This window comes from Synechococcus sp. MIT S9508 (assembly GCF_047303045.1).
Classification (GTDB): Bacteria; Cyanobacteriota; Cyanobacteriia; order PCC-6307; family Cyanobiaceae; genus Synechococcus_C.
Genome location: NZ_CP138941.1, coordinates 1767732 through 1779800, shown reverse-complemented (window position 1 = coordinate 1779800; position 12069 = coordinate 1767732). Strand labels below are relative to the sequence as shown.

The 12069-nt window shown below is 49.1% G+C and carries 15 protein-coding genes; 9 read left to right on the top strand and 6 right to left on the bottom strand.

The window, feature by feature from the left end:
• Nucleotides 1-19 precede the first annotated feature (19 nt).
• Nucleotides 20-1168, top strand: a complete 1149-nt coding sequence (locus SIB42_RS09820; protein WP_067097292.1) for a phosphotransferase enzyme family protein — start codon at nucleotides 20-22, stop codon at nucleotides 1166-1168.
• Between the two features lie 406 nt (nucleotides 1169-1574).
• Here SIB42_RS09820 and SIB42_RS09815 read toward each other — a convergent pair whose 3' ends face one another.
• Both SIB42_RS09815 and SIB42_RS09810 read right to left on the bottom strand, forming a co-directional pair.
• Nucleotides 1575-1922, bottom strand: a complete 348-nt coding sequence (locus SIB42_RS09815) for a hypothetical protein (RefSeq protein ID WP_156485248.1) — start codon at nucleotides 1920-1922, stop codon at nucleotides 1575-1577.
• Between the two features lie 74 nt (nucleotides 1923-1996).
• Nucleotides 1997-2620 (bottom strand): hypothetical protein, encoded by a 624-nt coding sequence (locus tag SIB42_RS09810; RefSeq protein ID WP_067097298.1) that lies wholly within the window; start codon nucleotides 2618-2620, stop codon nucleotides 1997-1999.
• 147 nt (nucleotides 2621-2767) lie between these two features.
• Here SIB42_RS09810 and SIB42_RS09805 point away from each other — a divergent pair, with 147 nt between their 5' ends.
• The 7 genes from SIB42_RS09805 (at nucleotide 2768) to SIB42_RS09775 (ending at nucleotide 8587) form a co-directional block, all read left to right on the top strand.
• Nucleotides 2768-3343: a DOMON-like domain-containing protein gene (locus tag SIB42_RS09805; RefSeq protein ID WP_067097301.1), complete on the top strand. Its 576-nt coding sequence runs from the start codon at nucleotides 2768-2770 to the stop codon at nucleotides 3341-3343.
• Nucleotides 3344-3384: 41 nt separating this feature from the next.
• The gene (locus tag SIB42_RS09800; protein WP_067097566.1) at nucleotides 3385-4344 is read left to right on the top strand and encodes a lytic transglycosylase domain-containing protein; all 960 of its coding nucleotides are present in this window, start codon (nucleotides 3385-3387) and stop codon (nucleotides 4342-4344) included.
• Nucleotides 4345-4448: 104 nt separating this feature from the next.
• Nucleotides 4449-5126 (top strand): hypothetical protein, encoded by a 678-nt coding sequence (locus tag SIB42_RS09795; protein ID WP_067097305.1) that lies wholly within the window; start codon nucleotides 4449-4451, stop codon nucleotides 5124-5126.
• Nucleotides 5127-5178: 52 nt separating this feature from the next.
• Nucleotides 5179-6507 carry an O-acetylhomoserine aminocarboxypropyltransferase/cysteine synthase family protein gene (locus SIB42_RS09790; protein ID WP_067097308.1) on the top strand — a complete coding sequence of 443 codons (1329 nt, stop codon included), beginning with the start codon at nucleotides 5179-5181 and terminating at the stop codon, nucleotides 6505-6507.
• Between the two features lie 16 nt (nucleotides 6508-6523).
• On the top strand, nucleotides 6524-7417 hold the full coding sequence (locus SIB42_RS09785) for a homoserine O-succinyltransferase (protein WP_067097311.1): 894 nt from the start codon (nucleotides 6524-6526) through the stop codon (nucleotides 7415-7417).
• Between the two features lie 36 nt (nucleotides 7418-7453).
• On the top strand, nucleotides 7454-7696 hold the full coding sequence (locus SIB42_RS09780) for a hypothetical protein (protein WP_067097314.1): 243 nt from the start codon (nucleotides 7454-7456) through the stop codon (nucleotides 7694-7696).
• 348 nt (nucleotides 7697-8044) lie between these two features.
• Nucleotides 8045-8587 (top strand): hypothetical protein, encoded by a 543-nt coding sequence (locus SIB42_RS09775; protein ID WP_067097317.1) that lies wholly within the window; start codon nucleotides 8045-8047, stop codon nucleotides 8585-8587.
• Nucleotides 8588-8744: 157 nt separating this feature from the next.
• Here the strand turns inward: SIB42_RS09775 and SIB42_RS09770 are convergent, their stop codons facing one another.
• Both SIB42_RS09770 and SIB42_RS09765 read right to left on the bottom strand, forming a co-directional pair.
• Nucleotides 8745-9263 carry a tetratricopeptide repeat protein gene (locus SIB42_RS09770; RefSeq protein ID WP_067097319.1) on the bottom strand — a complete coding sequence of 173 codons (519 nt, stop codon included), beginning with the start codon at nucleotides 9261-9263 and terminating at the stop codon, nucleotides 8745-8747.
• A gap of 103 nt (nucleotides 9264-9366) precedes the next feature.
• The gene (locus SIB42_RS09765; RefSeq protein WP_156485250.1) at nucleotides 9367-9798 is read right to left on the bottom strand and encodes a hypothetical protein; all 432 of its coding nucleotides are present in this window, start codon (nucleotides 9796-9798) and stop codon (nucleotides 9367-9369) included.
• 185 nt (nucleotides 9799-9983) lie between these two features.
• On the opposite strand from SIB42_RS09765, the gene SIB42_RS09760 reads away from it, so the two are divergent.
• On the top strand, nucleotides 9984-10439 hold the full coding sequence (locus SIB42_RS09760) for a hypothetical protein (protein ID WP_231856470.1): 456 nt from the start codon (nucleotides 9984-9986) through the stop codon (nucleotides 10437-10439).
• A gap of 572 nt (nucleotides 10440-11011) precedes the next feature.
• Here the strand turns inward: SIB42_RS09760 and SIB42_RS09755 are convergent.
• Together SIB42_RS09755 and SIB42_RS09750 are read right to left on the bottom strand one after the other, a co-directional pair.
• Nucleotides 11012-11425: a hypothetical protein gene (locus tag SIB42_RS09755; protein WP_197459919.1), complete on the bottom strand. Its 414-nt coding sequence runs from the start codon at nucleotides 11423-11425 to the stop codon at nucleotides 11012-11014.
• 35 nt (nucleotides 11426-11460) lie between these two features.
• Nucleotides 11461-11706 carry a hypothetical protein gene (locus SIB42_RS09750; RefSeq protein WP_067097337.1) on the bottom strand — a complete coding sequence of 82 codons (246 nt, stop codon included), beginning with the start codon at nucleotides 11704-11706 and terminating at the stop codon, nucleotides 11461-11463.
• Nucleotides 11707-12069: the final 363 nt, after the last annotated feature.

Genomic DNA, 12069 nt, shown 5'->3' with positions numbered 1-12069 from the left:
ATGTTTCGTAATGAGACCCATGCGATTCGCCGTGTCCTCCCCGTTCTCCAGCTCCAATTCGATCCTGGAGACCATTGCAGGCCTGTTCCATCCACCGGAACAGATCGATGGGATCAGCCAGCTCGGGTCTGGAAATGTCAACGACACATTTTTGGTGACACTCAATCGCAGCGCATCACGATCAGCATTCGTCATGCAGCGCCTGAACACTGATGTGTTCGAACAACCTGAATTGGTGATGCGCAATCTGCTGAAACTGGGCAGCCACGTTGAGCAGCGTCTTGCACAACAACCGCCAGAACTTTTGGGTCGTCGCTGGGAGGTTCCCAAAGTTCTGCCGACACTGGATGCCGATGGCCACTGGGTGGAACATCAAGGGGAGTTCTGGAGGTCTATCACCCACATCGGTGCAGCCACCACAACGGATGTCATCCAAGACGACCTTCATGCCCGTGAACTGGGCTACGGGTTGGGGATGTTTCACCACCTAATCAGTGATCTGGCCACTGACGAACTGGCAGACACGCTCGAGAATTTCCACATTGCGCCGGCTTACCTGGCTGAATTCGACCTGGTGTTCTCCAGATCAAATGATCAGATCAGCCATCGCACCACTCAGGCCGTCTCCTTCATCGAAGAGCGAAGACAAGGGATCGATGTTCTTGAGCAGGCCTGCGCACGAGGTGAACTGAAACGACGACCGATCCACGGAGATCCCAAGATCAATAATGTGATGATCGATAACGCCTCCGGACAGGCCGTCGGTCTCATCGACCTTGACACGGTGAAACCTGGACTGGTTCATTACGACATCGGCGACTGTCTACGTTCCTGCTGCAACAGATTGGGAGAGGAAACTCTCGATCCAGGAAAGGTCAGCTTTGATCTCAACCTTTGCCGCGCGATCCTTGAGGGATATCTGTCGATCGGTCAATCATTCCTCACGCCAGAGGATTTCCGCTACCTACCTGATTGCATTCGCCTGATTCCACTTGAGCTTGGAATCCGCTTTCTCACAGATCATCTGTCGGGAGACCGCTACTTCCGAACATCAAGGCCTCAGCACAATCTCGACCGTGCTGAGGTTCAGTTTGCGCTGACACGATCGATCGAGAATCAATGGGAAGATCTCAACAACCTGATCGAAGAATTATCGCAAGAACGCTAAGCCTTAAGCACACAGGCGGAGTGCACCGAAGAGAATGAAACAAACATCTTGACCAAGGGATATAACTACAAGGAAAAACCAAATCTCTTGTAGCTGCTCCTTTGCGACATCCTCCGAAAAACAAGATTTGTTCTGCCAAAAAGCAATAAGCTTGCCACCAATCACCTGCGAATCAGGTCAAGACAATGGGCTACAGAGGATGCCATCAAGAATCAACAGGATGGAAACAATAAACCCCACTCCCATGTGGCGCAAAACACCTGCCTACTGATCCGCCAAAGTCAGCGCAATAAGTTTCAGCCATATTGACAACCAAAAATCACTCAGATCTTCGCTGATTAACAATGCATTGGATCAGCCTACAAAAATCAAACCCCTCTCAAGAAGTGAAATGGGATCAGGCTTCCTACTTTAAAATAGTGATATTGTATTCCTTTGAGATCAAGATAGAGATCGTCGCGATTGCTTGCTGTACAATAAGATCAGCATATTGATTGGTCTCTTCATTAAAATCAGGTATCAGTACATCACAGTTCTGAAGTTCTGAGGACACATTCAGCCTCAGCCGCGCAAGATCCTCGCCTGAACAATGATCAAGCACAGTCTCTAGAGCTGCTGAAATCAACCACTCCCTGGCTTGCCTATAACCAGGGGAGCGATCATTCTTTCCAGTTTCCTTTGACATCTTCTGCTGCTTGCTTGGTGTCAAACCAGGATGACTCAGCTCAGCGTGAACCGGTGTCGCTGTTGCCAATCCCTGCCCTCAGACTGCAAAGAACCTGCACAGCTGTTCCAGCTCAGTCCTTGATTGAGTGTTGAGTCTGTCGATCAATCTTGTTGGTTTGGATCTTGTTCAGCGTTTGGATCTTGTTCAGAGTCTTCGCCCTGAGGGTTGGCCAGTTCCAATTGATGGCGCGTTAGTTCCACGGAACAGGATTCGATCAGATCTGCTGCAAGGTCTTGCTCTTCCCCCTCAAGCCGAAGGTCCTGAGAAATCGGTGCTTCTGGACAGCTGATGGCAGCAACCTGCTGCAGCGCGTTGGTGATGGCAGACAGGTCGTTTTGCCAGGTGACGGCCAACCCCTCGATTTCAGCAAGCACTTCAGGACTGGCAGCTTTGATACCAGAGGCAGCATTCACCCGAGCAGCAATTCGGCGCTCATCCCAGACGGAGGCACCCACTAAATGGGCTGCATGAAGAGTGGCCAGGGAGCTGATGGCTTCGGCCTTAAGGGTTTTAACCGAACGGCTGATGACACGTTGATCCAACGAGAGTGGTTCCACGGAAGGCAGATCAGCAGCATCGGCCGAAGCTGGAATCGTGAGAGGGTCAGCATCCTCCAAGGGTTCCAACAACTGTGGCAAGTCTTCGAATTCGTCGGGACTCACAGGTGGGGCGATGCGGCAGGCAGCGCGAATCAACAGATCAGCGAAGTGTTCTCTCAGGCTCATGTTTTGTCAGCTGCCCCTGGTTCCATTCTGACTCTGCTCCTAATCTGCGAATCTCAACAGGCCGGACTTCACCACTCAACAGTGACGACAAGGCACGCAATAAGGCATCGAGCTCAAACCGGCACAGCTTGGACGAGGACCTGAGGGATGGGACGACACCCTGTGATGGTCAGGCAGGTCTGCCCACTCATTCCCTTCGACCATGCTCAATGCCCGGCGGTTTTCGCTACCGCGGAGTTTGTCTGGACCGAAGACGCTGCTCTTGAACTGAGCTTCAGCCTTGGCCCGAAGCTGGCCGAAAGCTGCGTCGATGGCCTCTTGTTCAACAGCACTAAGGAAGAGAACACGTCACAGAGGCAAGACAACCTTTGGAAGCACACCTGTTTCGAAGCCTTTCTTGCTCGTCCGGGTGACGAAGGGTACTGGGAGGTGAATATTGCGCCGAACGGAGACTGGAACCTTTATCAATTCAGCAGTTACCGCACGGGTGGCATGGCAGAGCCACTGGCGGAACCCCCTGAAGTGCACTTCAGCTTTGAACGTGTTGGTTGCCGCTGCACCATTCAGATTCCACTCCAGCCCTGGTGGCCTCACGCAGAGATTCCTGAAATTGCCCTGAGCATGGTTCTGGAAGACCGAAGTAAATGTCTGAGTTATTGGGCTCTGTCCCATCCAGCAGACAAGCCAGACTTCCATGACCGGAGGGGTTTTCTGCGTTGGTGAACAGTCATCTGCCTGACACCAGGGTCTGGGTGCGTTGTCTGATGAGCATTGCTGTTCTGCTCAGTCCGATCACCGTGGCCTGCAAGACGGTTGAAACCATCGAGACGGCTATCGATACAACGCCAAGCAGCGCAACAATCCCGAACCTGCCAAAGCAGACAGGCCTGCCCGTTGCTCCGAATGGTCGGAACTATCCCTTGGTGCCGAAAGAACCAAGTGACATCGCCGCGCTGATTACCGATATCGAGGCTGCTTTAATCACCCCGCAGCTGGCTCAACAAGACCTCGCCGCTCTGGCCCACCAGCAACAGGTGATTTACAGAGTTCTCTCCAAGCGCCCGCAGCTGAGTGAGAACGTCCGCTCCCGTATTGATCCACGCTGGCGCTGGGTCTTTGACCAGCACATCGCTGCCCGCAGAGAATTTCTAGCAATGCACCGTGGACCTGCATCGTCCACATTGCCGGCCTGGAGAATCCAGTCACCTGCGTCTGCTGATCAACTACTCAAGGCCTACCGCAGTGCATCTGCGGCCACAGGGATCGACTGGACTGTTCTGGCTGCAGTGAATCTGGTGGAAACCGGAATGGGAAGGATCGATGGCGTTTCCGTTGCGAATGCCCAGGGTCCGATGCAGTTTTTACCAACCACCTGGGCAGAACCAGGCATCGGCAATGGTGGCAATATCCGTGACCCATGGGATGCCATTCATGCAGCAGCTCGCTATCTCGTGAGACGCGGAGGGTTGAAGGACATCCGGAGCGGACTTTGGGGTTACAACAACAGCGACCACTACGGCCGAGCAGTGCTCCATTACGCAGCACTACTTAAGGAAGAGCCACTGACCTATCGGAGTCTTCACCAATGGCAGATCCATTACGCCTCCTCAGGCGGTGACCTTTGGCTGCATGAGGGTTATGAGCAACAACAACCGATTGGGGTGATCGACTATCTGCGACAAAACCGCCACAGTGCACCGCTGAAGGAAGAGCTCCAACCCTGAAGCAAGACGCAGACATGGGTTGAAGATGCTGCAACAGTGGCCATCCCCCCTGGCCTTTCATCGTCTGGCATCTACGCTTCTGAGATCAGGACTCAACAAGCTGCGTGGCAAAAGAACTCACCCATCGCGCCGACGAACTGGCCGGTCTCGGCTGGTCTGCTGACGATGTCAGTCGCTACGCCGAACTCTGGGAGTATCGGCAGCGCTGGGGGGCTATGAACCTGGAGCGGGAAGATCGTCTTTTTCTGCGCAAAGCCGAAGCAGCTCTGCCCGTTCTTGCAACCGGCAAAGCCACTGTCAAAAAGAACACGCAAGACAAGTCCTACTACCGCTGGCTGCGTTTCCACCTGGATGCCATGTGCGCGGCACAGTCCCAGATGCAGCTCACTGAAGGATCTCAGGGAGCGTGGCCGATTCTTCTGGAGGAAGAGCTGCGTCTTCTAGACCATTACCAGCCTGTCCTTGGTCTTCCGGACACGATCAAAGCTAAGAGCTTTGATGCCTTCCGGGAGCAGATGGCTGAACAGGCATCTGCGCTGGTCGGCGAGGAAATGCAATTACGCAGACATGACTTTCAGGCCGCGCTGGCGGAACTGAAAGAAAAGGAGAACAGCAAATGGCGTCATTTACGCGAACTCACTGGAGAACAGCCCTATCCGGTGTTGCTGGGCGGAACGGTCGACAGCTTTCGCAGCGAAGTGCGCAGCAAGTTGACTCCGCTGCTGCGTCAGACCCTTCCCTCACTGGCAGAAACCGACAAACCTGCTCCAGACGCCGGCTAAGGTCGCTCGATCGCTGCACCGCTAGAAATGGATTGACTTTTTTGCGATCGCCGTGACGGATCAGCACTTTGAGACCCTGCAACTGCACGCGGGACAGGTCCCTGATCCCACAACCAATTCAAGAGCTGTACCGATTTATCAGACCAGTTCCTACGTCTTCAATGACGCAGAACACGGCGCCAATCTGTTTGGACTGAAGGAATTCGGGAACATCTATACCCGACTGATGAATCCGACGACGGATGTCTTCGAAAAGCGGGTGGCTGCTCTGGAAGGAGGTGTCGCAGCGCTTGCCACCGCATCGGGACAGTCAGCCCAGTTCTTGGCCATCACAAACTGCATGCAGGCTGGGGATAATTTCGTCTCCACGTCATTCCTCTATGGCGGGACCTACAACCAGTTCAAGGTTCAATTCCCCCGCCTCGGCATCAACGTCAAGTTCGCCGAGGGAGACGATGTTGCCAGCTTTGCCGCGCAGATCGACGACAACACCAAAGCGATCTATGTGGAAGCGATGGGCAACCCCCGCTTCAACATCCCTGATTTTGAAGGGCTATCAGCTCTCGCCAAAGAACGAGGCATTCCCCTGATCGTGGACAACACCCTCGGGGCCTGCGGTGCTTTGCTTCGCCCAATCGAGCATGGTGCTGATGTGGTAGTAGAAAGCGCTACCAAATGGATTGGTGGCCATGGCACCAGTCTCGGCGGGGTGATTGTGGATGCTGGCACCTTCAATTGGGGCAATGGCAAATTCCCGCTGATGAGCCAGCCCAGCGCTGCGTATCACGGTCTTGTGCACTGGGATGCGTTTGGCTTCGGCAGTGACATCTGCAAGATGCTGGGACTTCCAGACAATCGAAACATTGCTTTTGCACTGAGAGCCCGAGTCGAAGGACTGCGCGACTGGGGCCCGGCAGTGAGTCCTTTCAACAGCTTTTTACTGCTGCAAGGCCTGGAAACGCTGAGCCTGCGTGTCGAACGCCATGCTCAAAACGCCATGGAGCTGGCGCAATGGCTGCAACAACACCCGAAGGTCACAAGCGTTAGTTACCCCGGCCTGAGCGGCGATCCATACCATTCAGCAGCCAAGAAATATCTGACAGGCCGAGGAATGGGCTGCATGTTGATGTTCTCGCTCAACGGCGGTTATGACGATGCAGTGCGATTCATCAACAGCCTGAAACTGGCAAGCCATCTGGCCAACGTGGGGGATGCCAAAACATTGGTGATCCATCCGGCATCCACCACACACCAACAGCTAAGCGAAAGTGAGCAAGCTTCCGCCGGCGTGACGCCAACAATGGTGAGGGTGTCGGTGGGCCTTGAACATATTGATGACATCAAGTCTGACTTCGATCAGGCCCTGGCATCAGGCGCCTGATCGGAGATGTTGTGACATGGCTCTGATCCTCCCGGCTAACTATCACAAGATCACCGCCGTTGAACGCAATCGCATTTCCTGGATCAAACCAGAGCAGGCTGAACGTCAGGACATCCGGCCCTTGAGGATCGGAATTCTGAACATCATGCCCTTGGGGAAACAGTACGAATTCAACCTGCTGCATCCACTGGGACTTTCAGTGCTGCAGATCGAACCAATCTGGATTCGTTTGCAGTCCCATGCGTACAAGAGCTGGGACCAATCTCACCTTGACGGCCTCTACAAAAGCTGGGACGAGGCCAATGCCAAGGGACCTCTTGATGGATTAATAATCACCGGCGCACCTGTTGAACATCTCGATTTTGAAGAGGTGACCTATTGGAGAGAATTCGTAAAACTGGTTGATGAAGCACGCATCAGCTGCGCCAGCACTCTTGGTTTGTGTTGGGCCGGATTTGCACTGGCGTATCTGACTGGGGTTCGCAAAGTGCCACTTCAACAGAAACTCTTTGGAGTGTTTCCGATGCGCAGCCTTGTGCCAGGCCATTCTCTGATGGGAACTCAAAACGATCAATTTCTCTGTCCGCAAAGTCGCTACGCGACGCTTCCAGATACCGCGATGGAGGAAGCCCAACGACAGGGGCGTCTGCGACTACTTGCACATGGAGAGTCAGTCGGCTACACGATCTTCGAAACACCAGATCAACGACAACTGATGCATCTTGGGCATCCCGAATACAACGTCGACAGAATTCTGGCGGAAATGGAACGAGACAAAGCCCGGGGCGATGTACCGCCACCACAGAACTTTGATTCTGACCATCCTCAGACTCTTTGGAGATCACACCGAAATCTTCTCTTTCAGCAATGGCTGTGGTTCTGTTATCAACGCGTGAGTTTTCAAGCCTAATCACAACGGAAAACATCGACTCCACAGAAAAGATCTATGCATCCTTTTGAAACCTTTGGCCAATGGCGCCAACGCTGGTTTGGATGGCTGCCGATCCATCAACGATGGGAGCGATCAGCCGAGGAAGTAACACCAGAACGACATTATGATTTGTTACTGGATCCCATCAATCAACAAGAAGCATCAGCTCTGTTTCCACATCTCAGCAAAGAGCGAGCAATTCTTCAATACCAAAAAATACGGCTCCAAATGCGTGAACAAGAACAACGCGGTTACTAAAAAAAACTTTGAGCCAATACAGCCGCATGACAAGAATCAATTACTGGACTTCCTAATAACATTAGAGACCAAATCAGACCAATCCAAATGAAAATGAATGAATGCTCGCAATCAATTCTTTGCAATCCTTGAGCAATTAAACAACCAAAGAACATCACGGCATCGAAAACAGCGCGGGTGTCACAAAGCCAACCTGGATGATGACTTTGATACATCATTGACTTCAAGATCAAACACAAGGAAAAATTTGCACAGGCATCAGGCTCCGCCTGGATCAGGATCAAGCTTGTTGATCTCCCGCACCGTTCCAACTCACATCAACTGGATTAGATTCGCCATAATTACGTCATGAAAAATCTTCTAGTGAAATTTCTCGGCCCCTTGGTGGCGATCGCAGGCGTCCTTGGACTTACTGGTTCATCGATTCTCTGGAACTTTCAGGGTCGCACTCTGGGACTCCCTGCAACGATCTTGTCCTTGTTAGTGCTTGCTCTCGGAATTTTTCTGCTACGTCCCCTGCAACAAGCACCATCAGCAGAGACCAGTGAGATTGTCGAAGATCAAAGATCAGAAGTCACCACAATTGCCTCTTCGGACGAAAATTCGGAAGTTCAGAAGAGTCATAATAGCGAAACAACTGAGTTTGAGCGAAATGCAACTGACTCAAATTTACTTGATGCGTCCAACCAGAAAAAGCCATCGTTAACGACAGCCGAAGCGATCGCAGCTCAACTCGCAGCAGCAGAAGCGGATCAGCCTGTTCGCGCTCTAGTGAACTTTGCTCCGAATGCCTTACGTCCGGGAAATTCAATTCGGCCTAATAAGAGGGCTCCAGGAAAAAATTTGTCGGGCTTCCGGGATATGGCATCTGATTTATTCAAAACCAACTGATGAACTCTGAAAGTAGACAAAAAATTATTTTTCAGCATTCGACTTTGACATCTTAAAAATTCACTTAAAAATTCAATTTATTCCTCTATCAGTATTGCTCAAATACTTATAGCGAATCAAGTTTGCTACAAACATATTTTGGCCAATATATTATTTTCTAGGGTCTGCAGTACTTTCTGATAAAAACAATAGATTGAGAATCACCAAGCCGGTCCGCTTGGGCCCAATCCGAGCATGCTCGTTCAAGATCGTTTGACATTTCCATCGCCATTCCATGATTGAAGTGAGCCGCGCCATCGTTAGGATTCATTTGAATCGCAACATCGAAATCAAGAATGGCACCAGATAGATCACCAGATCGCGCCCTCGCAATACCTCGACTGCCATACGTTTCGCTGCTTGTTGAGTCAAGCTCTATTGACCTGCTGTAATCAATAATTGAACTCTCAAAATCACCATATCTAGCTTTAGCAACACCACGATATTGGTACGCAGCTGCATTCTCTGGATCCAGCTCAATGGCCCTATTGAATTCAATCAAGGCTCCATGATAATCGCCGGATTGTAATTTTTCAGCACCATCCTTGAGATAAGAATCAAGATTGGAAGCCAGTCCTGGAGGGACAAACGTTAAAAGACAAACCACCAACAAAGCTATAATGATTTGTAAAGACATTGGCTGAAATGACTCGCTAAAATCAGTTTAGTCAACAGGTTGAGCTCGGCATCTTGATAGGAAATCTCAGTGTATTGATCTCAAGAATCAGAGTCATTAGCCATCAAACTTGCGTGATCGGCTCCTGATCAATCAAAATTAACTTCCAATTATTCGGATCATACTCACCATCACCAAACATAATATTAGAAGCTTCATCCAAGCATGATGCCTCGACTTCCACCGTTTTTTCAATTTTCTGGTTCCAGAAAGAATAGATATGGCCTTCCTCGTAATAAGCAAAGGGCTTTGATGGCATCTGTGAATCAGGTAGCCAATCATCAAGAGCAATAATGTTATTAGTAATCTCTTCAATCATTTTCAACGTATCAATATCACCGTCTTCGAAGTAGCCTTGCCAATTCATCTCAGCCCATTTCCCACTGTCCTCCATATACAAAACATAAGCCTCATCTTGAACCGTCTCACGCATCAAGCAAAAATTTTCGCCAGAAAACTCATATTCAGCGGATTGTAGCTTGTTACTGTCAGGCATCATGAAAACCAACTTGATTTTGTACGAATCAAAAACACCAACTAACTTTCATTTAATAGGAATTCAAAAATCTAGCATCTCAGATGAGCTATTGAGTTTAGAGCACTGGGCGTGACGATGGTATCCAACACATGTCATGCACGCCTGACAGAGCGAATTTGTTGAGGCGGCTGGGATTGAGTGACATGAACAACCAGCTAATAAACAGTTTTCAATTCGATAGATCTCGAAAAGACTGGATCCCGATATGGAACCATGTTGAATCTTCACGCCAGCACGTCATCAGACATTTATGGGAGATAGGAACGACAAGAGACATGCAAACTTCTAGAATCAAAATATCAATTCCAGTTTTCCAAGACTTCAATTTCCAAACAACCATGGCAAATTTAAGATTAAAAGGAGCCTGTTACGTTGTGCACCTAAATGACGGTAATCTCTTAATTGAAGTCGATTGCTTTAAAAACTATGCAGAAGCATTACAACAGTTCAATCAAACTATTGAACTAGGGTCATTTGGCCGTTGGAAAGAAGTGTATTTGGAGGGAAGGGATAGAGCTGGTCAATTCGTTGATATTTATCATGTTCATGACTTTAGCAAAACAAGTCAGACTAAACAGAATAACCTCAGATTCGAATAAGCCTACATGCAAGGTTCTCCAAAAACATACCAAGCTATACAGTCAATTTCGTAGACCGATTTGAACATAATCAACAGTCATCAGTTCATTAGCCCGTTAGAGCCAATCATGCAGTGTCATTGGTCTATTTTTGGTACGAATGGGGGAAGACAGCTTCAGCATCAGAACTGATACTGAGATCAACACGCAGTTGAGCAGTGCTCATCGACTGGCATTGGTACAAAGATCTATCGGATGAGCAGAGGGGTCTCTACGATGAGATGATTCAGATCGAGACAGAAATTTATTTGAGTCCAAGAGACTGCAAGCAACTCGTGAAGGGTCTTACACGGATAGGAATCAAGACACCAACACAACTCAGAGAATGGTTTACCGCATTGGCTGAAGCAGAAGATGATTAGCGGACAAAGGCGTAGCTTCTCATACATTCAAAGAGATAACCAGCATTTCAATTAATCATTGGTTCTATTGTGAGAAATTTAATTAACAACCAATGATTTCGTTTGCAAAGGCGTTAGATCTATACGGGCATCGAACAGAAAAGAGCAAGATGATTCGCTGTTGATCCTCAATCACAATGACGAAGGATCAACTTCTTGACAGGTGCCTATTACATTAATTTCCATAGTGATATTCCTTTGTTGAATCCTCTGCGCATAGGTGTACTCACTTACAGGATCAAGACTGATTCGGATTGTTTTTTCACTTGTACTGAAACCTTGTCCAGACCTGCCTATACTAGTGATTACACCGTCAATAATCTCAGCATTCAACCATTCCCCGCCCTTGAACATCACCATTCTTCTCTGAGGATCAATGATGAATGTCTTGCTTTGCTTGCCTTTGTTCTGCTGAATAATTTCGGAAGTATTTGTATTGGCAACTTTTGAGGTGAGATCTCCTTTGCAATGGAGATAAATTAGCTCTTCAGCAATCGTAGAAGTGCCAGAGGTCAGCAGAACAGAAAACAGAGTGAGAAGAATCATTTCTGTCAGAAACATAGATCATTTCAGACTATTTGCTACTTGACGCCGAATGAATAATGAGGACATCTTTGCTCAATCACAGGGTAAAATTTGCTATTGATTTGTTGCTCGCTCATTGAGGCAAGTTGGTCAATCTTTTCTGGGCATTGAGCCATAACCAATCCTATAGCCATACCTTCATTCATACCTCGATCATATGAGTTCATAACGGCTACATTTTCTCCTTTCATGATTGAGCAATAAGCATCAACCCTTTGATTGATCATAAATTCAGAACTCATTACAGGCGCTCCAAGACACATGCTGCTGTGACACCTGAGAGAGCAAGTAAGAAGTTGCGCTTCATGAGTGATTGACTTTTACCATTAATAGCACTACCTAAAAAACCTGCCATCGTTTGCCATGAGCATAAGGCTTCAAGACTCCAATCCCTGAGCTGCTAAAAAATAGCCATAGAGAATTTTATCTCCTTCATACTCTGTTGGCCTGAGAATGCCTCATTGGCAGACAAGACGCCGAAAAATCTGATCGCAACTTGAACCGGACGAAAAGCGTGAACCGATCAAACCCTTACTGTGTTTCAGGTGGCTTCTTAGGGGATATCAATCAACTGATCAACACGACATGAGATCAGCTGAACCTTT